The 22,807-nt window shown below is 72.5% G+C and carries 16 protein-coding genes; 12 read left to right on the top strand and 4 right to left on the bottom strand.

Annotated elements, in window-relative coordinates; translation table 11 throughout:
- The first annotated feature begins 336 nt into the window (after nt 1–336).
- The 5 genes from E0504_RS37010 (at nt 337) to E0504_RS36990 (ending at nt 7,125) form a co-directional block, all read left to right on the top strand.
- A complete protein-coding gene (locus E0504_RS37010; RefSeq protein ID WP_071066004.1) occupies nt 337–2,139 on the top strand; it encodes a glycoside hydrolase family 26 protein in 1,803 nt (600 codons plus the stop codon).
- Nucleotides 2,140–2,499: 360 nt separating this feature from the next.
- Nucleotides 2,500–3,693 carry an HpcH/HpaI aldolase/citrate lyase family protein gene (locus E0504_RS37005; RefSeq protein WP_131626768.1) on the top strand — a complete coding sequence of 398 codons (1,194 nt, stop codon included), beginning with the start codon at nt 2,500–2,502 and terminating at the stop codon, nt 3,691–3,693.
- 14 nt (nt 3,694–3,707) lie between these two features.
- Complete coding sequence (locus E0504_RS37000) at nt 3,708–5,087, top strand: phosphoribosyltransferase family protein (protein ID WP_131626771.1); 1,380 nt, start codon at nt 3,708–3,710, stop codon at nt 5,085–5,087.
- Complete coding sequence (locus E0504_RS36995; protein ID WP_071066006.1) at nt 5,084–6,253, top strand: cysteine protease StiP family protein; 1,170 nt, start codon at nt 5,084–5,086, stop codon at nt 6,251–6,253. The genes E0504_RS37000 and E0504_RS36995 overlap by 4 nt, the downstream gene beginning before the upstream one ends.
- Nucleotides 6,250–7,125 (top strand): sucrose-6-phosphate hydrolase, encoded by an 876-nt coding sequence (locus tag E0504_RS36990; RefSeq protein WP_373693976.1) that lies wholly within the window; start codon nt 6,250–6,252, stop codon nt 7,123–7,125. The genes E0504_RS36995 and E0504_RS36990 overlap by 4 nt, the downstream gene beginning before the upstream one ends.
- 65 nt (nt 7,126–7,190) lie before the next feature.
- On the opposite strand, the gene E0504_RS36985 is transcribed toward E0504_RS36990, so the two are convergent.
- Nucleotides 7,191–7,340, bottom strand: a complete 150-nt coding sequence (locus E0504_RS36985; protein ID WP_235014521.1) for a hypothetical protein — start codon at nt 7,338–7,340, stop codon at nt 7,191–7,193.
- 13 nt (nt 7,341–7,353) lie between these two features.
- On the opposite strand from E0504_RS36985, the gene E0504_RS36980 reads away from it, so the two are divergent.
- The 3 genes from E0504_RS36980 to glgP all read left to right on the top strand — a co-directional run bounded on the left by E0504_RS36980 (nt 7,354) and on the right by glgP (nt 12,629).
- Nucleotides 7,354–7,707, top strand: a complete 354-nt coding sequence (locus E0504_RS36980) for an antibiotic biosynthesis monooxygenase (RefSeq protein WP_235014519.1) — start codon at nt 7,354–7,356, stop codon at nt 7,705–7,707.
- A gap of 166 nt (nt 7,708–7,873) precedes the next feature.
- Nucleotides 7,874–9,883 (top strand): acetate--CoA ligase, encoded by a 2,010-nt coding sequence (gene acs, locus E0504_RS36975; protein WP_112108185.1) that lies wholly within the window; start codon nt 7,874–7,876, stop codon nt 9,881–9,883.
- Between the two features lie 181 nt (nt 9,884–10,064).
- Complete coding sequence (glgP, locus tag E0504_RS36970) at nt 10,065–12,629, top strand: alpha-glucan family phosphorylase (RefSeq protein WP_131626767.1); 2,565 nt, start codon at nt 10,065–10,067, stop codon at nt 12,627–12,629.
- Nucleotides 12,630–12,703: 74 nt separating this feature from the next.
- On the opposite strand, the gene glgX is transcribed toward glgP, so the two are convergent.
- Entirely contained in the window at nt 12,704–15,076 is a 2,373-nt protein-coding gene (gene glgX, locus E0504_RS36965; RefSeq protein WP_112108180.1) for a glycogen debranching protein GlgX, read from the bottom strand.
- Nucleotides 15,077–15,481: 405 nt separating this feature from the next.
- On the opposite strand from glgX, the gene E0504_RS36960 reads away from it, so the two are divergent.
- Nucleotides 15,482–16,258 carry an enoyl-CoA hydratase/isomerase family protein gene (locus tag E0504_RS36960; protein WP_071066009.1) on the top strand — a complete coding sequence of 259 codons (777 nt, stop codon included), beginning with the start codon at nt 15,482–15,484 and terminating at the stop codon, nt 16,256–16,258.
- Between the two features lie 106 nt (nt 16,259–16,364).
- Here the strand turns inward: E0504_RS36960 and E0504_RS36955 are convergent, their stop codons facing one another.
- Both E0504_RS36955 and E0504_RS36950 read right to left on the bottom strand, forming a co-directional pair.
- The gene (locus tag E0504_RS36955; protein WP_235014518.1) at nt 16,365–17,579 is read right to left on the bottom strand and encodes an endonuclease/exonuclease/phosphatase family protein; all 1,215 of its coding nucleotides are present in this window, start codon (nt 17,577–17,579) and stop codon (nt 16,365–16,367) included.
- A gap of 28 nt (nt 17,580–17,607) precedes the next feature.
- Nucleotides 17,608–19,347, bottom strand: coding sequence for a transcriptional regulator (locus E0504_RS36950; protein WP_112108179.1), 1,740 nt, complete (start codon nt 19,345–19,347; stop codon nt 17,608–17,610).
- Nucleotides 19,348–19,885: 538 nt separating this feature from the next.
- Here E0504_RS36950 and E0504_RS36945 point away from each other — a divergent pair.
- The 3 genes from E0504_RS36945 to E0504_RS36935 all read left to right on the top strand — a co-directional run bounded on the left by E0504_RS36945 (nt 19,886) and on the right by E0504_RS36935 (nt 22,438).
- Nucleotides 19,886–20,671 carry an electron transfer flavoprotein subunit beta/FixA family protein gene (locus E0504_RS36945; RefSeq protein ID WP_041253713.1) on the top strand — a complete coding sequence of 262 codons (786 nt, stop codon included), beginning with the start codon at nt 19,886–19,888 and terminating at the stop codon, nt 20,669–20,671.
- 14 nt (nt 20,672–20,685) lie between these two features.
- Entirely contained in the window at nt 20,686–21,648 is a 963-nt protein-coding gene (locus tag E0504_RS36940; RefSeq protein WP_071066011.1) for an electron transfer flavoprotein subunit alpha/FixB family protein, read from the top strand.
- Between the two features lie 241 nt (nt 21,649–21,889).
- Nucleotides 21,890–22,438 (top strand): helix-turn-helix transcriptional regulator, encoded by a 549-nt coding sequence (locus E0504_RS36935; protein WP_020458713.1) that lies wholly within the window; start codon nt 21,890–21,892, stop codon nt 22,436–22,438.
- Nucleotides 22,439–22,807: the final 369 nt, after the last annotated feature.

The following is a 22,807-nucleotide window of genomic DNA, read 5'->3' as shown; positions in this document are numbered from 1 at the left end:
CCGGCACTTTCCTCCTATCGCACCAGCTGTTTCCGGGGTAGTACCACCCCCGTTCTGGTTAGTCCCTTACGATGGCTTCGATCAGCTCTGGGGCACTTTCGATCAGTCCCAGGGTGGTAAGGCCGGATTCTGCCGGATCCGGCCGTTGCAGCCGGAGAATCCGTCGGACGCCGTCGGCTCTGGCGCCGAGGCGGCACGCTGGGTCCCACCACGGTGGTGGTGGCCCGGAGGGGACGAGCCGCAGGGAGACCGCGCACAGCCGGTTTCCCGCGTGTGCCGAGTTGTTTGTCCGTCGATGCTCCGTCCGACGCCACGACCGAAAGGCGGCGCGCGAGCATGGCCTCGACACCCGGCGGCCGACCGACCCCTCAGGTCGACCGCACCTCCCGGTTCGGCTTCGGCCGGAATCCCGCGGGCGCCCCGGCGTCCCGGCCGCCGCGGCCGCGCCGCCGGCACCGCTTCGGCCGTGGGCCGCGGCTGGGCCTGGCAGCCGGCTTCGTGCTGGCGCTGTCCCTGCCGCTGGTGGCACCGGCCGGTGCCGCGCCGACGGCCGCCACACCGACACCGTCACCCACCGTGGGCACGACCCCGGAGGCTGACGGAACCTCGTCGCCCGTGCCGTCCTCGTCGGCCGGGGGTGTCGCCGACCAGCAGGTCCCGGTCGCCGGCCTGACCTCCGGCCCGGCCACCGCCGGGCAGTCGAAACTGACTCTCGTCCTGTTCGACAGCGACATCGTGCTCGTCGGCGGGCGTGGCTTCGGGCCCGGCAAGGACGTGGCGGTCACCGCCGCGACCACCGACCTCGGTGGCTCCGCGAGCGCCCGGTCCGGCGCGGACGGCCGGTTCATCCTCGGCTTCCAGGTGCCGCTTGGCTTCTCCGGCCGGGTGACCGTGACGGCGAAGCAGGAGTCGGTGGAGGCCAGCGGCACGCTCGACGTCGTCGACGCTGGCACGCCGGGCCTGGCGAACGGGGCGGCCAACGGCGCCGAGGTCCCCGCACCAGCCCCGACGGCGAGTCCTGTCCCGGGCCCCGCGGCCACCCCGGCGCCGACGACCGCCGAGCCCACGACTTCGGAGCCCACGGCCTCCGGGCCCACCAGCTCGGAGCCGACGGGCACCGCTCGGGCCACCACCCCCCCGAGCACCGGCCGGCGGGGCTCGCCGGCGCCGACCGCCGTACCCGCGCCAGCGCCCACGGCCGCGCCGTCGGCGGGGAGCGGGACGGGCACCGGCACCACCACCGGCGGCACCGGCCGGCTCTCCGGCCTGCCCTGGATGTCCGGCGTCTACCCGTCGCACGTCCTGTCGCAGGTCATGTCCTTCGGGACGTGGCGCGGGCGGGCGAACGACGTGGCGCATGTGTTCACCGTCCGTACCCAGGGCTGGAACGCGATGGTCGAGCCGCGCTGGCCGCTGGACCTGTACAAGGCCTTCCCGGGCAAGCTGATCATCAGCCAGCCGACCTATCCGAAGGGCCAGGGCAACAACGCGGCCTGCGCCCGCGGCGAGTACGACAGCTACTGGAAGACCTTCGGCACGTTCCTCAAGAACAACGGCCGCGCCGATTCGATCGTCCGCATCGGCTGGGAATTCAACGGCAAGTTCATGTACTGGCACTCGGACCCGGCCGGGACGGAGTTCCGCGACTGCTTCCGCAAGATCTCGACCGCCATCCGCTCGACGGACCCCGCGGTGAAGATCGACTGGACGTTCAACGCGCACGCCTCGCCGGTTCCCAACGGGGGCACCCCGTGGGCGGCCTACCCGGGTGACGAGTACGTCGACTATGTCGGCATCGACTCCTACGACTGGTACCCGCCGTCGCGGGACGAGGCCACCTGGAAGAAGCAGTGCGAGGACCCGAACGGCCTGTGCTACCTGCTTGAGTTCGCCCGCCAGCACGGCAAGAAGGTGGGCGTGGGCGAATGGGGTGTGTCCTCGTGCAGCCGCAACGGCGGCGGTGACAACCCCTTCTACATCCAGAAGATGTTCGACACGTTCACGAAGTACGCGGACGTGATGGCGTACGAGGCGTACTTCCACGACGCGGCGCCCGGCAACGTCTGCTCGACCATCATGAACGGCGGCCAGAACCCGAAGGCGTCCGCCCTGTACAAGAAACTGTTCGGCTCGCTCTGAACGGCGCCACTCAGCGCTGCTCGTCTTCCGGGCAGTGCTGAGCAGCCCGGTCCGAACGGCGGACCGCTCTCGGCACACAGATGATCGTTCGTTTCAGTGAACGGGCCGTCACCCCGGCATCGCGGGGGTGACGGCCCGTTCGTCTGCCGACCAACACCTGTGCACGGAGGCGTCGTGTGCTGTTTCGTGTCGAACTCCCGGAGTGGCGCGGTAGCGTCAGCCCCGGGCACCATGTCCAAGCCCGCCCTGTGACCTGCGCGGTTGCGGTTCCCGCTTACGAGGGCTCGCGGGATCGCTCGCGCAGGCCCGCCGGATCGTCCGTCCCCGGATCGTCGGATCGTCTCGACAGGAGCGCGCCGCTTGCGTCACTTCAGCTTCCTGGACGGCCAGGCCGCCAGGACCCTGTTCCACCGAGCTCCGGAAGAGATCACGACCGGCGGTGACCGGCGGCTCGTCGCCACCGCGCTCGGCGCCACCCTGTACGCCCCCGGTACCCGCCCGCGACTGGCCTCGGACGTCCGCCGCCAGGTGGCGGCCGGGGTGACCTCGATGGTCCTCTGCCTGGAGGACGCCATCGCCGACCACGAGGTGCTCGGGGCCGAGTCGAACGTGGCCGCGGCGCTCGCCGACCTGGGGGAGGATCCGCCGGTCTGCGGTGACGGTCTGCCGCTGCTGTTCGTCCGGGTGCGCGCCGTCGCGCAGATCCCGGCGCTGCTGGCCCGGCTGGGCGGGCCCGCGCGCTCCCTGCTCGCCGGGTTCGTCCTGCCGAAGTTCGGGGAGGAGAGCGGTGAGGCGACGCTCGAGGCGGTGCTGCGCGGGTCCGACACCCTCGGCCGGCTGCTGTGGGCGATGCCCGTGCTGGAGAGCCCGCAGGTGATCTACCGCGAGACCAGGATCGAGGCGCTGACGGCCGTGCGCCGCCTCGTCGACAAGCACGCCGACCACGTGCTGGCCGTGCGGCTGGGCGCCACCGACCTGTCCGGGGTGTTCGGCCTGCGCCGCGACCGTGACCTGACCATCTACGACATCGCGGTGGTACGTGACTGCATCGCCGACATCGTGAACATCTGCGCCCGCGGCGGCGACCACGTCGTCACCGGCCCGGTGTGGGAGTACTTCGCCCAGCCCGAGCGGCTGTTCGTGAGCTCCCTGCGGGTGACGCCATTCGAGGAGGCCGACCTCGTCGACGGCAGCGAGCGCGGCGCGCGGATCCGCACGGAGCTCGTCTCGGCCGACCTCGACCGGCTCATCCGGGAGGTCGTCCTCGACAAGGCCAACGGACTGATCGGCAAGACGGTGATCCACCCGAGCCACGTGCCGGCCGTCCACGCCCTGTATGTCGTGACCCAGGAGGAGTACGAGGACGCGGAGGCGGTCCTCGAGGGGGACGCGGGCGGCGTCCGGCCGAGCAGCTACGCGAACAAGATGAACGAGCTGCGCCCGCACCGGCCGTGGGCGCAGGCCGTGCAACGGCGGGCACGGGCCTTCGGCGTGCTGCGCGAGGGCCTCACCTTCGTCGACGTTCTGGCCGCGACGCAGGACGCGTTGCGGTGACCGGGCAGGATCGGATGCTCGGCCAGGACCGGACGCGTGACCCCGACTGGCTGTGGGAGGAGCTCGGGCTGGGGATCGAGGTACGCGGCGGCGAACCGGCCGCGCCCGCGGACGCGGCCGAGCTGCGCCGGCTCGTCGGGCTGGCGCTGCGCCGCAACCCGCTGCGGGCGCACCTGCTCGTCAGCCGGGTCCTCGGCAAGCACCTGCCGGTGCCGCCGGCTACCGCGCTGGACGCGGCGGCCCGCCTGGCCGAACGGGTGCGGGCCCTGCCGGCACCCGCCCGGTGGGCCGGCCCCGGGCCGGGGGCGGCCGAGGTCCCGCTCGTCATCGGGTACTGCGAGACCGCCACCGCGCTCGGGCACGCCGTCGCCGACGGCCTGCCGAACAGCCACTACCTGCACACGACGCGGCGCCGGGTACCGGGCAGCACGCCTGTCCTGGAATTCGTCGAGTCGCACTCGCACGCCACCCACCACTGGCTCATGCCCGCCGATCCCGGTGTGCTGGAAACCCCCGGCCGGCTGCTGCTCGTCGACGACGAGCTGTCGACCGGACGGACGGCGATGGGCACCATCCGCATCCTGCATGCCTTCGCCCCCCGAACGGACTACGCAGTGGCGGCGCTCGTCGACGCCCGGCCGCCGTCCGCCCGGGCCGCCTTCGACGCCCTCGCCGCCGAGCTCGGCATCCGCCTGGACGTCGTCTCCCTCGTCGCGGCGACCGTCACGGTGCCCGCGGACGTGACGGCCCGGGCCAGCCGGATCCGCGCCGCTTTCGGCGCCCCGACCCCTGCCGAGGGCGGCGGCGGCGACGGCGTCGCCGACGATGACGGCGGCCGCGCGGAGCACCGGGTCACCCGGGTGGCGGTGAGCTGGCCGGCGGGTCTGCCGGACGGGGCACGCCACGGCTGGTCCCCGGCCGCCCGTGAGCGCCTCACCGACGCGGTTCCGGCCGTGGCGAAGGACGTCCTGGCGGGACTGCCCGACCCCGCCCGCGGCGGGGACATCCTGGTCCTGGGTACCGAGGAGTTGATGTACGTGCCGATGCGGCTGGCGGACGGCCTGGCGGAACTGACCGGGCGCAGGGTGGTCTACCAGTCGACGACCCGCTCCCCGGTCCATCCGCTCGACGTCGACGGCTACGCCATCCGGGCGGCGCTGACCTTCCCGGCGCCCGACGGCCCCGAGCGGGTCAGCCACGTGTACAACGTGACGCCGGGCCGCTACGACGACATCGTGCTCGTCGTGGACTCGGGGATGGACGACCGCGGGCCGGTCCCCGACGGCCCCGACCTGGACGGCCTGCTCACCGAGCTGCGCCGCTGCGCCGACGTCACCGTCGTCACCATCCCCTGCCACGTGCCGGCGGCGCGCGGCGCCGAGGACGCCCGGTGAGCGCGGTGCGGCCCGTCGTGACCGGCGGGCGAACGCTGATCGGCTCCGGCTCCTACCTGCCCGAGGATGTCACCTTCCTGCTCACCGACCTCAGCGCGGCGAACCTCGAACGGCCGACGGAGGACCGCGAGGAGGGCTTCCAGTCCGGCCGGCACTACTCCGAGGACCTGCCGATCGAGTACCAGCCCGACGCCGCCTACCTGCGGATCTACCACCAGGCGCTGGAGCGGTCCGCACGGCGGGTGGCGTTGGCGACCGGGATCGTCGCGGAGCTCGTCCGGCACACCAAGCCCGCGCCGGTGATCGCCTCGATCGCCCGCGCGGGCACGCCGATCGGAATCCTGATGCGTCGCTGGTACGCGCTCCGGCACGGCCTGGACGTCCCCCACTACGCGATCTCGGTCATCAAGGACCGCGGCGTCGACATGAACGCCCTGCGCCACATCACCGACCGTCACGACCGCGCGGCCATCCAGTTCGTCGACGGATGGACCGGTAAGGGGGTGATGACCCGGGTGCTGGCCGAGGCGGTCCGCGGCCTCGGCGTCGACGACACCCTGGCCGTGCTCGCCGACCCGGCCCGCTGCGTGCCGCTGTTCGGCACCCGCGACGACTTCCTCATCCCCAGCGCCTGCCTGAACTCCACGGTCAGCGGGCTGGTCAGCCGGACGGTGCTCAACGCCGAGCACATCGGCCCGGACGACTTCCACGGCGCGAAGTTCTACCGGGAGCTCCTCCCGCACGACCTCTCCCGGCACTTCATCGACACGGTCGTCGACCGGTTCGACGAGGTGGCCGACGAGGTCGAGGCAGCCTGGCCCCGGCTGTGGGCCGCCGACCGGACACCGACCTGGGAGGGCTGGGCCGCCGTCGAGCGCATCGCCGAGCGGTTCGACATCCCGGATGTGATCATGGTGAAGCCCGGGGTGGGCGAGGCCACCCGGGTGCTGCTGCGCCGGGTTCCGTGGCGCATCCTCGTCGCCCCCGACCGGCTGGACGAGCTCGCGCACGTCCTGGCGCTGGCCGAGGCGCGCGGGGTGCCGGTGGAGGAGATGGCCGACCTGCCCTTCTCCTGCGTCGGCCTGGTGCGGCCGGTACGCGCCGCGGACGGCGAGAGACCGGTGTTCCACACCCCGGCGGCGCGCTGGCGCCCGGAGACGCCGTGACCACCCCGCCCCGCCCCGCGCCGGTGCCGGTGCCGGCGCCGGCGCCGGCGCCGGACGGTCCGCACCTGCTGGCCTGCGACCTCGACCAGACGCTGATCTTCGCCCGGAAGTCCTTCCGGCTGGTCTCCGGGACGGCCGAGCCGGAGGTGACCCTGGTCGAACGGATCGACGGCGTCCCCTCGGCCTACTCCACCACCCGCGCGCTCGACATCCTCGCCCGCCTGCACCGGACGGCGGTCTTCGTCCCGGTCACCACACGGACCCTCGCCCAGTACCGGCGGATCGACCTCGGGGTGCGCCCCGCGTTCGCGATCGCGGCCAACGGCGGGCACCTGCTCGTCGACGGCGAGCCCGACCCCGCCTGGGCGGAGCAGGTCGCGGCCCGACTCACGGGCACCTGCGCGCCGCTGGCGGAGATGGAGGCCCTGGCCGCCCGGCTCGACGCCGCCGGATGGGCCCGCATCGTCCGGGTGGCGGACGGCCTGTTCGTCTACCTGGTCGCGCACAGCCGGGAGGCGATTCCCGACCTGTCCGACGTCGCCGCCGAGGTGGCGTCGGCGGGGTGGTCGCTGTCCACCCAGGGCCGCAAGGTCTACCTCGTTCCGACGGCCCTCACCAAGCAGGCGGCCGTCGCGGAGGTCGCCCGCCGGGCCGGCGCGTCCCGGGTGCTGGCCGCGGGCGACTCCGTCCTCGACGCGCCGATGCTCGCCGCCGCCGACCTGGCCGTCCGACCGGCGCACGGGGAGCTGCACGAGCAGGGCTGGCAGGCCCCGAACCTCACGGTGACCACCGCCACCGGCCTCCTGGCGGCAGAGGAACTGCTGACCCTCCTCCACACCTGGTCAACCTCCCACCCCGAGCCGGCCCGGTAACCATCGCGGCCCGGGGCCGCGCTCCTGCCGAGCCGAGCCGGAGGTGGGTCAGTACCGGAGGTGGGTCAGCAGGGGTGGCGGTCGGGCCTGGCGTTCCAGGCCGCGTACGCCGTCGCGTCGACCTCCTGGCAGACCTGCTCGATGTGGATGCCCCGCTCGTTCACGGGACGGCTGAAGTCCTCGTACGGGTAGGCGTCGTCGAAGCCGATCCGCACCAGGTCGGGTGTCGTGCGCCGGGGGCACGAGCGGGAGTTCGAGACCTGGCAGGAGAAGGCACGCCGGGTGCAGGCGAGGTCGCCGGGATTCCTGGGATACGAACTTTTCCGGCCGGTTCCCGGGGTGCAGGAGCACTGGGTCGCGCTTTTCCGGTACGACTCGATGCGGCACCTGGAGGAATGGCTGGATTCAGCCGCCCGGGAGAAACTCCTCGCGGACGGGCGGCGGCATTTCGCCGGTTTCGACGTCCGCACCGTGGGGTTGTCGTTCAGCGGCTGGTTCCGGTTCGGGGACGGCGCCGACGGTGCGCCGTCGCCCAACTGGAAGCAGGCCATGATGGTCCTGCTCGCGCTCACCGTCGGCTGACGGCCCCGCCCGCCCGCCGCTGAACCGGGCCGCCCGTGCGGCCCGGTGGCCCTGGGAGGTCGCGGGGCTTCGTGATACACCGGTGAAACCGTAGGTGACCGCGTTGTCCGGGCTGCCGTTGTTCGGGCCTTCGCCGACGCAGGAGGAACGCGTGACCGTGGCAGGCATGCACGCAGGAAGCGGGACGGACGGCGACGGCGGCGGCGCCGGTGGAGCGCTCGAGGCCGAGCTGGAGCGCCTGCAGACCGTGGAGCGCTTCGACCCGCCGCCGGGTTTCGCCCGTCGCCAGCCGTACGCCGCCGACGTGGCGGCGGCCGCCGCCGACCCGCTGGCCTTCTGGGCGGGAAAGGCACGCGAGCTGCTGACCTGGCAGAAACCCTTCACCCGCGTCCTCGACGACGCGAACCCGCCCTTCTACAAGTGGTTCGACGACGGCGAGCTCAATGTCTCCGCCAACTGCCTGGACCGGCACGTGGCGGCCGGCCTGGGCGGCCGGGTCGCCTACCACTGGCACGGCGAGGAGGGTGAGCGTCGGGCCGTCACCTACTCCGAGCTGCTCGCCGACACCCAGCGGCTGGCGAACGGCCTGCGTTCCCTCGGGGTGGTCCCGGGCGACGTCGTCGGCATCTACCTGCCGATGATCCCCGAGGTCGCGGTGGCCATGCTCGCCTGCGCCCGCATCGGCGCGGTGCACAACGTGGTCTTCGGTGGGTTCGCGCCGTCCGCGGTGCGGGAGCGGATGGAGGTCTCCGACGCCAAGGTGCTGATCACCGTGGACGGGGCCCGCCGCAAGGGCCGCACCGCGGCGGTCAAGGCCGGCGTGGACGCCGAGCTGGGTGACCTGCCGAAGCTGGAGCACGTCGTGGTCGTCCGCTCCACCGGGCCGGTGGGCGGGGCCGAGACGGTGATGACGGCCGGTCGCGACGTCTGGTACCACGAGCTGCTCGCCGCCGCCGAGCCGCTGTGCCCGCCGGTGCCGCTCTCCGCCGAGCACCCGCTGTTCATCCTGTACAGCTCCGGGTCGACGGCGAAGCCGAAGGGCATCCTGCACACCACCGGCGGCTACCTGCTCGGTGCGACGTACACCCACCGCACGGTCTTCGACATCGACCCGGAGACCGACGTCTACTGGTGCTCCGCCGACGTCGGCTGGATCACCGGCCACTCCTACATCGTGTACGGCCCGCTGTCGAACGCCGTGACGAGCGTGATGTACGAGGGCGCGCCGGACTACCCGGACTACGACATCTGGTGGCGGCTGATCGCCGAGTACAAGGTCACCGTCTTCTACACCGCGCCGACGGCCATCCGGGCGTGCATCAAGTGGGGAGCGCGGTACCCGGAGCGGCATGACCTGTCGTCGCTGCGGCTGCTCGGCTCGGTCGGCGAGCCGATCAACCCGAAGGCCTGGCTGTGGTACCACCAGGTGATCGGCGGCGGGCGCTGCCCGATCGTCGACACCTGGTGGCAGACCGAGACCGGCTCGATCCTGATCTCGCCGATCCCCGGGGTGACGTCGACCAAGCCGGGATCGGCGACGACGCCGCTGCCCGGGATCAGCCCGGCGCTGCTGTCCGAGGACGGCGAGCCGGTCACCGAGGGCACCGGGGTCCTGGTGATCACCAGCCCGTGGCCGTCCATGCTGCGCACGCTCTACCGCGACGACGAGCGGTTCGTGCAGACCTACTTCTCCCGGTTCGGTCCCCGCACCTACGTCGTGGGCGACGCCGCGCGGCTCGACGCGGACGGCTACTTCTGGATCATCGGCCGGATCGACGACGTGATCAACGTGTCGGGGCACCGGCTGTCCACCGCCGAGGTGGAGTCCGCGATCGTCGCGCACGAGGCCGTCGCCGAGGCGGCCGTGGTGGCCCAGTCGGACGAGGACACCGGTCAGGCGATCGTCGCGTTCGTGACGCTGCGCGGCGAGCTGGTCGGCGACGACGCCATGGTCTCCCAGCTCCGGGACCACGTCGCCCACCGGATCGGCAAGCTGGCCCGCCCGCGCCGCATCATCTGGGCCGACGACCTGCCCAAGACCCGGTCCGGCAAGATCATGCGCCGGCTGCTGCGGGACGTCGCCGAGGGCCGCGAGCTCGGTGATGTCACGACCCTGCGCGACCCGGCGGTCATGTCCGCGCTCGCGGAGAAGGTCGCCACCGCCCCCGACGAGTAGCCGCCGTCCCGTCCGTCCCCGCCGTCCGTCCCCGCCGCCCGTCCACCGCGCGGTGGACGGGCGGCGCGGAGTGCGGAATATCCGTCTTGGGGGGATCGTGGAGAAGTTGTTGCGGCTCGGCAACCGGCGGGTCGAACCCGGGTGCGGCGAGTTCATGCACCCTGTTTAGGCTTCCCGTCTCGTGAGAGCGCTGCGCCGATTCACTGTCCGTGCCCAGCTCCCGGAGCAGCTCGCTGCGCTGGGCGAGCTGGTTCTGAACCTTCGCTGGTCGTGGCATCCGGAGACCCTCGACCTGTTCGAGTCGGTCGATCCGGAGCTGTGGCGGGTCTGTGAGGGCGATCCCGTCCGGCTGCTCGGCGAGGTCGACCACGATCGGCTCGTGGCGCTCTCCGCCGACCGGAAGTTCCTGCGCCGGCTCTCCGACGCCGCGGACGACCTGCAGGAGTACCTGACCTCCGACCTCTGGTACCAGAAGCAGGCGATCCCGGGCGCACCCAGCGCCATCGCCTACTTCTCGCCGGAGTTCGGGATCACCGAGGTCCTCCCGCAGTACTCGGGCGGCCTGGGCATCCTCGCCGGCGACCACCTGAAGACCGCCAGCGACCTCGGGGCGCCGATCATCGGGGTCGGCCTGCTCTACCGGGCCGGCTACTTCGTCCAGTCGCTGTCGCGGGACGGCTGGCAGCAGGAGCGCTACCCCGGCATCGACCCGCACGGCCTGCCGCTGACGCAGCTCACCGACGCCGAGGGCGCCCCGGTGAAGGTCGCCGTCGGCCTGCCCGAGGGGCGCACCCTGCACGCCCAGATCTGGAAGGCGCAGGTCGGACGGGTCCCGCTGCTGCTGCTCGACTCCGACGTCGAGGACAACCAGTCCGCCGAGCGGGGCGTCACCGACCGCCTCTACGGCGGCGGGACCGACCACCGGCTCCTCCAGGAGATGCTGCTGGGGATCGGCGGCGTCCGCGCGCTGCGCGCCTACGCGGCCGTCACCGGCTCGCCGGCGCCGGAGGTCTACCACACCAACGAGGGCCACGCCGGCTTCCTCGGGCTGGAGCGCATCCGCGAGCTCACCGAGACCGGGCTGAGCTTCGACGAGGCGCTGGAGGCCGCCCGCGCCGGCACGCTGTTCACCACCCACACGCCCGTGCCCGCCGGTATCGACCGGTTCCCGAAGGACCTGGTGGCCCGCCACTTCGGCGGCGACAACAGCTGGCCCGGCGTCCCGGTCGACCGGGTGCTCGAGCTCGGCGCCGAGCCCGACCCCAACGTGTTCAACATGGCCCACATGGGCCTGCGGCTGGCCCAGCGCTCCAACGGCGTCAGCAGCCTGCACGGCATCGTCAGCCGGGAGATGTTCGCCGGCCTGTGGCCCGGCTTCGACCACGCCGAGGTGCCGATCGGCTCGGTGACCAACGGCGTGCACGCCCCGACCTGGGTCTCCCGCTCGATCACCGAGCTGGCCGACCGCCAGCCCGGCCCCGGCCTGCTCAGCGGCGGCGCCGAGGCCTTCATCCGGTTCGACAAGGTGTCCGACGAGGCCATCTGGGCGACCCGGCGGGAACTGCGCGAGCAGCTCGTCGCCGAGATCCGGCGCCGGGTCCGCGTCTCCTGGCTGCAGCGCGGCGCGGCCCCCGGCGAGCTCGACTGGGTCGAGTCCGTCTTCGACCCGGACGTGCTCACCATCGGGTTCGCCCGCCGGGTGCCGTCCTACAAGCGGCTCACGCTGATGCTGCGTGACTCCGAGCGCCTCAAGCGGCTCCTGCTGCACGCCGACCGCCCCGTCCAGATGGTCATCGCGGGCAAGGCCCACCCGGCCGACGACGGCGGCAAGCTGCTCGTCCAGCAGATCGTCCAGTTCGCAGACAACCCGGCCGTGCGCCACCGGATCGTCTTCCTGCCCGACTACGACATCGGCATGGCCCGCTTCCTCTACGCCGGCTGCGACGTCTGGCTGAACAACCCACTGCGCCCGCTCGAGGCGTGCGGCACGTCCGGGATGAAGGCGGCGCTCAACGGCTGCCTGAACCTCTCCATCCGGGACGGCTGGTGGGACGAGATGTTCGACGGTCAGAACGGTTGGGCCATCCCGACCGCGGACGGCGTCGAGGACCCCGACCGCCGCGACGACATCGAGTCGGCGGCCCTGTACGACCTGCTCGAGAACACGGTGACGGCGCGCTTCTACGACCGGGCGACGCCGACGTCCGCCCCGCCGCGGTGGACGGCGATGGTCAAGCACACCCTCTCCACGCTCGGCCCGCAGGTGCTGGCGACCCGGATGGTGCGCGAGTACGTCGAGCGTTACTACGTGCCCGCCGGGGTGTCGGCCCGCCAGGCCACCGAGGGCGACCTCGCCGGGGCGCGCGACCTCGCGGCCTGGAAGCACCGGGTGCGCAGCGCCTGGTCGGGCGTCCACGTGCTCAACGTCGACTCGGCCGGGCTCGGGGACACCCCCCAGGTGGGCCAGTCGCTGGTCGTGCGGGCGACGGTCGACCTCGGCGGGCTCGACCCGGCCGACGTCGAGGTGATCGCCTCCTACGGCCGGGTGGACGAGACCGACCGCATCATGGCGCCCGGCACGCTCCCGCTGACCGACGTGGGTGAGGGGGAGGGCGGCCACGGCCACCGGTACGAGGGCACGATCCCGCTCGGCCGGACCGGCCCCTTCGGCTACACGGTGCGAGTCCTGCCCCGCCATCGCCTCACCGCAAGCCCAGCCGAACTCGGCCTGGTCACAAACCCCTGACCCACCCCCGCGCCCTGGGCCTCCGGCCTCCGGGCCCAGGGCGGCCGGTGTGGTGGCCGAGTGTCATCGTGGACTCACTCGGCCGCCACACTGCAATCGGAGCCGCCGAGGGCCCGCAGGATGAGGACTGTTCGTCCGGCCACGTCGAGTTGCGCGCCGGCCGCCAGCGTCCGGCGGGGCTCGGTGATCGTGTCCGGGAACCCGGCGAGGTCGTCCGCGGCGGTGTCGAGCAGCAGGTCGTACCAGGTCGCCCAGGGCGCCCCGGGGAGCACGACCGTCCGGTCCTCGCCCTCAGGATGGATGACCAGCAGCAGGCTCTCCCCGGTGATCGGCGTGCCCGCGGCGTCGGTCCACTCGATGCCCTCCCCGGCCAGGTGCGCCACCAGGATCGCCACCTGCGGGGCGTTCCAGTCCGCGGCCGACATCACCGCGCCGTCCTGCCGGAACCAGGTGATGTCGGGCAGCCGCTGCGGGGTCGGCGCGCCACCGCGGAAGAACCGCTGCCGCCGCAGCACCGGCGCGGCCCGTCGCAGTCTGCTCAGCCCGCCCACCAGCGTGACCAGCGCCGGATCGGGACCTGCCGGATCCGCGGCCGGCACCTCGCCGGCCGGCACCTCGCCGGGCCCACCGGCCTCGGGGGTTCCTGCCGTTCCGTTCGGCCAGGCGAGCCAGGAGACCGCGTTGTCCTGGCAGTAGGCGTTGTTGTTGCCGCCCTGCGAACGTCCCAGCTCGTCGCCGGCGAGCAGCATCGGCACACCGGCCGACAGCAGCAACGTGCTGATCAGGGCCCGGCGGGCTCGGCGGCGGTTCGTGAGGATCTTCGGGTCGTCCGTCGGTCCCTCGGCGCCGTGGTTCGACGACCGGTTCTCCGACTCCCCGTCCCGGTTGCCCTCCCCGTTGGCCTCGTTGTGCTTCTCGTTGTACGAGACCAGGTCGGCGAGGGGGAAACCGTCGTGCGCGGTGACGAAGTTGACCGAGGCCCAGGGCCGGCGTCCCGAATGCTCGTAGATGTCGGACGAGCCGGTGATCCGGTACCCGAGATCCGCCACGCTGCCGGTGCGGTCGCTGAAGATGTCACGCAGGGTGTCGCGGAACCGGCCGTTCCACTCGGCCCACGGCGCCGGGAACGCGCCGACCTGGTACCCGCCCCAGCCGAGGTCCCACGGCTCGGCGATCAGCTTGACCGAGGACAGCAGCGGGTCGGCCTGGATCGCGGTCAGCAGCGGCGCGGCCGGCTCGAACCCGTCCGGTGACCGCGCGAGCGCCGTCGCCAGGTCGAAGCGGAACCCGTCCACCCCCATCTCGGACACCCAGTACCGCAGCGAGTCGCAGATCAGGCGCACGACGTGCGGCGACGTGGCGTCGACGGTGTTCCCGCAGCCGGTGACATCGCGGTAGCGGCGCGGGTCGGTGGGTTCGACGCGGTAGTAGGCGATGTTGTCCAGGCCGCGCAGGCTCAGTGTCGGCCCGCGCTCGCTGCCCTCGGCGGTGTGGTTGTAGACGACGTCGAGCAACACCTCGATACCCGCGTCGTGCAGCGCGGCGACCATGGCGCGAAACTCGGCGACGGGGTCGTCCGTGGCCGCGTAGCCGGGGTGCGGGGCGAAGAACGCCAGCGTGTTGTAGCCCCAGTAGTTGGATCGGCCGTTCTCCAGCAGCGTCGTCTCGGAGATGTGCGCGTGGACGGGCAGCAGCTCGACCGCGGTGACACCGATCCGCAGCAGGTGGTCGACGACCGCCGGATGCGCCAGGCCGGCGTAGGTCCCGCGCAGCCGCTCGGGCACCCCCGGGTGAAGCATGGTGAAGCCCCGGACATGCAGCTCGTACAGGATCGTGTCGGCCCAGGCCGTCCGCGGCCTGTTCGCGGCCGGGTCCGGCCCCGTGACGGACCCGGCGGCAGACCCCGTGACGGATCCCGCGGGAGGCCGCGTGACGGGTCCGGTCACGACGCCCTTTGGCACATACGGTGCCGAGTCCCGGTCGTCGGGGTCCTGCCCGTAGGGATCGCCGGCCACATACCCGTGCACCGCCGGATGGGGCACGAAGCTTCCCGTGACCCGGCGCGCATAGGGGTCGAGCAGCAGCTTCGCCGGGTTGTACCGCTCGCCGCGCCCGGGCGCGTACGGCCCATGAGCCCGCAGGCCGTAGGCCTGCCCCGGGCCCACCCCGGGGATGTAACCGTGCCAGACACCGCCGTCCCGTTCGGGAAGCCGGTACCGCGTCTCACCACCTGAAGTGGTCTCCGCGCCACCGTCCGTTCCGCGGACCGGGTCGGTGCCGAGGTCGGTGCGGCCGGTGGCGCCCGAGCCGTTCTGGCCGCCCGAGCCGTTCTGGCCGTCGAACACACAGAAATCCACCGCGTCGGCACCGGGCGCCACGACGGCGACGTTGACTCCCTCGCCGTCCCACCACACGCCGAGCGGGGTGGCCGAGCCGGGGCGGATCATGGGAACGACGCTAACCGCCACATCATCCGGTGGTCCCCCGAACTCTCACCTCCACCCATCCCAAGTGACCGGCGTCACTTCCCGTCCCGCGGCGCACCCAGTTGGCCGACGCCCGGACCCTGTCGGCCCCCACCCGGGCCCGAGGTGCCCCATCTGGCGTGGTCCCGGCCCGGCTTCAGGGCCTTCGGCGCCTGGGGGAGCTTGTGTGCCTCGGGCAGGCTCTCGCCGGGGAAGGGCGTGGGCTGAGTGTGGTCTTGGGGTGGTTGTTGGCGGCCTGAACGTGGAGGCCTACTCGTCTAGTGTTGGCTGCGGCCCGGCGGGGGAGTCTCCGGCGGGCGGGTGGCTCACGGATGCGCGGAATCGTGATGAGGATTCATGGTTTCGCGACGATGCGGAGGTTTGGCGATGGCGGTCGTGCGGCTCGAGGTCTCCGACGGTGTCGGGACGATCAGGCTGGACCGGCCGCCGATGAACGCGCTCAACGCGGCGCTTGCCGCTGAGCTGCGCGCCGCCGCCCTCGAGGCCACCGCCCGGGCGGACGTCCGGGCCGTTGTCATCTACGGCGGCGAGAAGGTGTTCGCCGCCGGGGCGGACATCAAGGAGATGGCGGGGCTGGACGTCGCTGGCATCACCGGCTGGGTCCGCGATCTGGCCGCGGCCTTCGACCTGGTGGCGCGTATCCCGAAGCCGGTCGTCGCGGCCGTCACGGGCTATGCCCTCGGCGGCGGCCTGGAGCTCGCGCTGTGTGCCGACTTCCGGGTCTTCGCCGAGAACGCGAAGGTCGGGCTGCCCGAGATCACCCTCGGTGTGATCCCGGGCGCCGGTGGCACGCAGCGCCTGCCGCGGCTCGTCGGGCCGGCCCGGGCCAAGGATCTCGTCTTCAGCGGCCGGCAGGTGCGGGCCGCCGAGGCGGAGGCGATCGGGCTGGCCGACAAGGTCGTCCCGGCCGATGAGGTGTACGCCGAGGCCCTGCGGATGGCGGGTCGCTTCGTCACGGGGCCCGCCCTGGCACTGGCCGCGGCGAAGCAGGCGATCGACGACGGCGGCGACCTCGCGCTCTCCGAGGCGCTGCGGTTGGAGTCGGCGCTGTTCATCGGCCTGTTCGGTACCGAGGACCGCCGCCACGGCATGGACTCGTTCATCGAGCGCGGCCCGGGCAAGGCCGACTTCGTCGGCCGCTAGCTAGCCGTCGCAGCACCCGACATCGGCCCCGGCTCGGTCTGCGGTCCGGGCCGGCCGGCGCGAGGCTCGGCCCGGCTCGGTCAGTGCAGGCCCGGGGCCGGGTTGGTCAGCGTAGGGCCAGGTCGGCGGTCACCGGCTTGTGGTCGCTGCCGAACTCGGAGCCGACCTGGTAGCCGGTGACCGCGAAGGCCGGTGACGCGAGGACGTGGTCGATCCGCAGCACCGGTGGGAACGCGACCGTTTTCGCGTTCCAGGTCGGTGTCCAACCGGCGCCGAGGACGTCGTGGGCGTCGCGCACACCGGCGGAGAGCAGCCGGCGCAGCGGACGGTGGTCGCGGGTGGCGTTGAAGTCGCCGGCGAGCACGACCGGCAGTTTCGACGTCTCGACGTCCTCGCGGAGGTGGTCGAGTTGGGCGCGCCACCGTTTCGCGTAGTCCCCGCTGGTCGGCGAGATCGTGTGCACCGCGTACATGACGAAGGAGCGGCGCTCGTCGACCCGCACCGTCGTGCGCAGTGACATGCTGCCGGCCACCTCGGGTGCCGCCGTGTCCGACAGCGGGAAGCGGGAGAACACCGCCGAGCCGAACGCGCCGTCCTGCGGGTGGACCTCGGAGTACCGGTACTCCTTCAGTGCACCTGACGCCTGGACGTCCGCCAACGTCAGCGGCGAGAGCTCGACCAGCACCAGGACGTCGGGGTCGGCGGCCTCGATCTGCCGGCCCAGCCGGCCGGCCTCGGTGTTGGAGTAGAGCAGGTTCGCGCTCATCACCCGCAGCCGGGCCGAGCCCTGCGGGACGTCGTCGGCGTCGCCGGGGAGGACCTCGGGCAGCGCCCAGACCAGGTGGGCGACTACGAGCAGCGCACAGAAGATCATGAGCAGGTTGCGCCGCAGCGCGAAGCCGATCGCGAGCGCCGCGTAGACCGGCAGGTACAGCAGCGGTGTCAGCGCGTTGAACGAGGCGAACGGCCAGGCGAACGCGTCGTCGAGGTGGACGAGGCGCACCGCGGCGATGACGGCGAGCGCCACCGTGACGACCCAGGCGGCGAGCACCAGGGCGATCCGGGCCGGCGGATGCGTCCCGCCTGCCCGGCCGGGCGGGTCGGACGGGATCGCCGGGATGTCGCCCGCGCCGATGCCCGTGCCCGTCCCGGCACCGACGTCACCCCCGCCGCTTCCGCTTCCGCCGTTGCCGCCGCCGCTCCCACCGCCGTCACCTCCGCGGCTTCCGCCGCTGTCGGTAGCTCCGCCGATGTTGGTGCCGTTGCTGGAGGTGGGGGCGCGTCGGCCGATGCGGCGGCCGATGCCCTTCGCGGGGCTCACCGGACATAGGGTGCCCGGTCCACGCCGGTCAGCCGACGGCGGGTTCCGGCCGCTGCGGGGAAGGTCGCACGAGACCAGCGGCGCGTGAGCGCCACTCACGGGCCGCGACGGCTTTCGAGAAGCCGGCGATCGTCCGGTCCAGCTCGGCGAGTTTGTTGACGATCCGGGTGGAGGACACCGGACCGGCCACCTCAACCGCCCGGTACCCGGCTTCGAGGGCCGCCTCGAGCTCGGGGCGCGGGCGTTTCAGGTAGGACAGCGCCAGGTCCGCCTCTGCGTACGCGCGGGTCCGGGCCCGCGCCGGACCCTGCAGGTCACGTGCCTCCAGCAGCCGCTTCTCGGCCATCTCCGCCCGGCCCAGCAGGAGGAAGCAGTGGCCCTGACACTCGGCCACGTCGCCGATGTTGTAGTGCCCGGCCCAGGACGGGGCGTCGCCGGGCTCGCGGGAGATCGTGCGCTCCAGCGCGTCCAGGGCACGCATGCAGCCGGCCTCGTCGCCGTTGCGGGCGAGGGCCCACGCCAGCTTGTCCTGCAGCATCGCCTGCACGGCCGGCGCGGACTGCCGGGCGGACCGGTCGATCGCCGCGCGCGCCAGGGACAGACTGTGCCGGTTGTGCCCCAGGGCCGCGGACTGGTCGCTCATCGCGGACAGCACCCGGCCGGCCATCATGACGTCGTCGGCGTGCTCGGCCAGCGTGAGTGCCTGGATGTAGTAGCGCTGGGCCAGTGCCTGGCGGTTGCAGTCCTGGGCGAGCCAGCCGCTGAACTGGGCCAGCTCTGCGAGGGCGCCGAAGGTGTCGGTGTCGGCCGGTCCTGCCACGGCCGCCCGCGTCCGGTCGTGCAGGAACGTCACGACCTGGGGGCGGATCTCACTGCTGCCGAACCGGGCGTCCAGGCGGCGGAACGTCTCGGTCATGTCCCGGATCATCGCTCCGCCGGACGGGGAGGACGGGACGTCCGCGCTGATCCGGCGGATCATGCCGGTGAGGCTGGACAGCACGGGGTCGGCGAAGGCGGTGGCGACGAAGGCCGCCCCGTCATGTAGGACGTCACGTCGCCGCATGTCTCGTCCCGAAAGTCCAGCGAGCGTCCGCAGGGTGTCGTCGGGGATGTCCGCGACGGCGAGGCCGAGGTCGTCGCGTTCACTGGCTTCGCCCCGCCAGCTGAGGTCGGCGGGGGTCACCGGGTAGCCGACGAGGGCGGAGAGTTCGGCCGCGGCCAGCTCGGCGACCATCGGGTCCCGGGGCCGCATGCCGCGGCGCCAGTGCCCGACGGTCGTCCGGGCCAGGCCGAGCTCGATGCGGCGCTGGGATCGGGCGCGGTTGTTGACCTGACGTGCGAAGCGGGTGTCGGAGACGTTGGCCTCGGCGAGCAGGCGGGAGAACAGGGTCGGCGTGCCGGATTCGCCGGTGTCGGGGCTGGTACCGGCACCCCTGGTGCCGCCTGCGCGGGTGCTGCTGGCGCCGCCAGCGCCACCCGCGCCGGTGGACGTTCCGCCGCCGGCCTTGCCCGCGGCAGCCTTCGCCGTCGGCCTGGCGCGCCCGGTGGATGCCATCGACGGCGCCGGGACCTGGTTGTTCGGGAGCTGGGTGGCCGGGATGTGCGTGCCCGGGATGTCGGCGGCGGACTGCGCTGTCGAGATGCGGTCCGGCGGGATGATCTCCGGGGAGGTGTGGTCCGGGGAGATACGGGCCGACAGGCGGCCCGGCCGGATCGGGCCCGACAGGGCCAGGGGCGGCCCAGCCACCATGAGTTCTTCCGCGACCATCGGACCCCCGTCTGCTCGATGTGGCCGGATGGGCCTTTACCAGGCCCTCGGCTACCTCATGGGGCAGAAAGTAGCCGATTGGTCACACATTCAGGAAGAGGGTGTGCAGTAGTGGGCCGGAATGCACGGTCATGGTGGGACCCGGGCCTCTTGCGGTAGGGGCGGTCGAAGTGGGAGACATCATGGCAAACCAGGCCGCTGTCGCGGCGGTGCCGGGCGGCGTCGATGGCCGATCCGTCAGATCGGTCCGCCCGCGGACGCGCCCGGTGGGCGTTACCCGTCCCGCCGCCGCGCGCGGTCGGTGGCCGTCGCCGTGGGTGGGCGGCCGTGTCGCGATACGCCGGTCGAGGCTGCGCCGGCCGGCGCCGTTGTGTCCGGATGATGTCTCCCGGATGTCCGTCGCCGCCGGGCTGGCATGCCCGGAGCGGGCGGATTGCGGCCTGCATCACGGCGCCGATCATCGGGCATGTCAGGGCGTCAGATGCGACGATGCGTGGAGGACCGACATCGATATTGCTGGCTACGGAGGCCCCAAGGCGTGAACATCGTGGTTACCGTCAAGCAGGTTCCCGATACCTGGGCGGAGAAGAAGCTCGACGCCTCGGACAAGACGGTCGACCGTAAGAGCGTCGACAACGTCATGAACGAGATGGACGAGTACGGGGTCGAAGAGGCCCTGAAGATCAAGGAAGCCCATGGCGGCGAGGTGACGGTCGTCACGATGGGGCCGGAGAAGGCCGTCGAGACGATCCGCAAGGCTCTCTCGATGGGCGCCGACAAGGCGGTGCACCTGACCGACGAGTCGCTGCACGGCTCCGACGCCCTCGCCACCTCCGCCGCGCTGGCGAAGGTGATCTCCACGCTCTCGCCGGACCTGATCATCACCTCCTCGGAGGCCTCCGACGCCCGAGGCGGCGTCATGGGCGCCCTCCTCGCGGAGCGTCTCGGTCTGCCGCAGCTCACGCAGGCCCGCAAGGTCACGGTCGACCCGGGCGCGAACAAGGTCTCCGTCGAGCGCCTCGCCGACAACGGCTACGCGCTCGTCGAGGCGACCCTGCCGGCCGTCGTGGGCGTGGTCGAGAAGATCAACCAGCCGCGTTACCCCTCGTTCAAGGGCATCATGGCGGCCAAGAAGAAGCCGCTGACCAAGCTCTCGGCCGCCGACGCCGGTCTCGACGCGGGCTCGGTTGGCCTCGCCGGGGCGACGTCCACGGTTGTCGACGCGCAGCCGGCACCGCCGCGCCAGAGCGGCACCATCGTCAAGGACGAGGGCGATGGCGGCGCGAAGGTCGCTGCGTTCCTCGCGGCCCAGAAGCTCATCTGAGGGGTTGTTGTTCGATGGCTGAAGTTCTTGTACTCGTCGAGCACAGCGATGGCGAGCCGAAGAAGGTCACGGCCGAGCTGCTGACGCTGGCCCGCACGATCGGCGAGCCGTCGGCGGTGTTCCTCGGCGGCCCGGGCAGCTACGCCAAGGCGAAGGAGTACCTGGCCCAGTACGGCGCGGCCAAGGTCTACCTGGTCGAGTCCGAAGACGTCGCCGACTACATCGGGGCGCCGGCGGCCGAGGTCCTGTCGAAGCTGGTCGCGGACGTCTCGCCCGCAGCCGTCCTGGCCGCGGCCACGCCGGACTCCCGTGAGGTCGCGGCCCGCACGGCCGCCCGCACGGATTCCGGCCTGATCTGGGACGCCACCGCGCTCACCTCCGACCTGACGGCCACCCAGGGCATCTTCGGCGGTTCGACGATCGTCAACTCGAAGGTCACCAAGGGCACCCCGATCGTCGTCGTCCGGCCGAACTCGACCGCACCCGAGGCCGCGCCGACGACCCCGGTGGAGACCCCGGTCGACATCGCGATCTCCGACGCCGCGAAGGGCGCGAAGATCGTGGACCGCGTCGTCGAGGCGAAGTCCGGCCGTCCGGACCTCACCGAGGCCCAGGTCGTCGTCTCCGGCGGCCGTGGCCTGGGTGCCGCCGAGCACTTCGCGCTGGTCGAGAAGCTGGCCGACACCCTCGGCGCGGCCGTCGGCGCCTCGCGCGCCGCGACCGACGCCGGCTGGTACCCGCACCAGAACCAGGTCGGCCAGACCGGTAAGACGGTGTCGCCCCAGCTGTACATCGCGGTCGGGATCTCCGGCGCCATCCAGCACCGGGCCGGCATGCAGACCTCGAAGACGATCGTGGCGGTCAACAAGGACCCCGAGGCCCCGATCTTCGAGTTCGCGGACTACGGACTGGTCGGTGACCTGTTCAACGTCGTCCCGCAGCTCACCGAGGAGATCCAGAAGCACAAGGCCGGCTGACCAGCCGAGCCGCTCCATCCGGGACGGCCCGCGACCGGGCCGTCCCGACCGGGCGCAGGACGGCCGGGTGCGTTCCCTCTCTGTCCGGAGGGCCGCACCCGGCCGTCGCCGTTCCCGGGGCGCTGAGGTCGTCTCCCGGCCGAAGCCTCTCCCGGTCCCGCCGCCCCCGGCTCCTGAGCAGGGGCAGTCCGCGCCACCGACGGTTACGCTCGGTGTCGAACTGGGAGCGGGAGGTGTCTGAGTGTCGCTACGTCACGGGTTGCTGGGGCTGCTCGCGGAGGGTCCGGCCAGTGGCTACGACCTCACGAGGCGATTCGAGCAGGTGCTGGGCGCCGTCTGGCCGGCCGGGCACCCGCAGATCTACGGGGAGCTGAGCCGGCTCGCCGGCGACGGCCTGATCGAGATCGACAGCGAGGGCCCCCGCGGCCGCAAGGCCTACCGGATCACCGACTCCGGCCTGGACGAGATCAGGCGCTGGCTGCGTGAGCCGTCGGAGGTCGACCACACCATGCGGCTCCAGTCGCTGCTGCGGTCGTTCTTCTTCTGGCTCATGGAACCGGCGGACCTCAACCAGCACCTGGTGCGCGAGGCCGAGTTCTTCGCGTCGGCGGCCGGCCGGTACCGCGCCTACGCGCAGGCCACCGACCGCGGCGACTTCCCCGACACCCCACAGAACCGGTCGCTGCGCCTGGCGATCGAGGGCGGAGCGCGGCTGTACGAGGCCCTGGCCGGCTGGGCACGGTGGGCGGCCGAGCGCTCCGAGGCGGCGGGCGGACGTCCACGGCCCTGAAACGCGAGCCGGCAGCTCTCGGGCGCATCGGAAGCCACCTGGGCGCAGCAGGCAACCGCGAGAACACCGATACCCGGCCATGGACGTCGAAGCGTGCGATACCCGGCCACGGATGTTCCCCGTGGGCACGGGTGTCGGGGCGCTCGATATGGGGTAGCAGTCCTGAAGCGGCGACGCCGGGAGGCAATCGCCGGAACTCGCCGGGAGAGACCCACCGTGGGCAGGCCTGCGGGGCCCCGGGGAAGCCGGGCAGCGGCCGGTGACAGGCGGTCGGGGAGCCTTCGCCGGGCTCGCTTATGCGCATCGCCGAGCCTACGAGACCGTACTAGAGCGCGTATGCCGTCGGCAGCGTAGACAGTCGGCTGTTAG

It is taken from the genome of Parafrankia sp. BMG5.11 (genome assembly GCF_004337455.1).
This window is presented reverse-complemented; position numbering and strand designations above follow the sequence as displayed.

Excerpts from the sequence above, each read along its gene's own strand:
- E0504_RS37010 (WP_071066004.1), top strand. The coding sequence starts at position 337 with ATGGCCTCGACACCCGGCGGCCGACCGACCCCTCAGGTCGACCGCACC.
- E0504_RS37000 (WP_131626771.1), top strand. The coding sequence starts at position 3,708 with ATGCTCGGCCAGGACCGGACGCGTGACCCCGACTGGCTGTGGGAGGAG.
- acs (WP_112108185.1), top strand. The coding sequence starts at position 7,874 with ATGCACGCAGGAAGCGGGACGGACGGCGACGGCGGCGGCGCCGGTGGA.
- glgX (WP_112108180.1), bottom strand. The coding sequence starts at position 15,076 with ATGATCCGCCCCGGCTCGGCCACCCCGCTCGGCGTGTGGTGGGACGGC.
- E0504_RS36960 (WP_071066009.1), top strand. The coding sequence starts at position 15,482 with ATGGCGGTCGTGCGGCTCGAGGTCTCCGACGGTGTCGGGACGATCAGG.
- E0504_RS36950 (WP_112108179.1), bottom strand. The coding sequence starts at position 19,347 with ATGGTCGCGGAAGAACTCATGGTGGCTGGGCCGCCCCTGGCCCTGTCG.
- E0504_RS36940 (WP_071066011.1), top strand. The coding sequence starts at position 20,686 with ATGGCTGAAGTTCTTGTACTCGTCGAGCACAGCGATGGCGAGCCGAAG.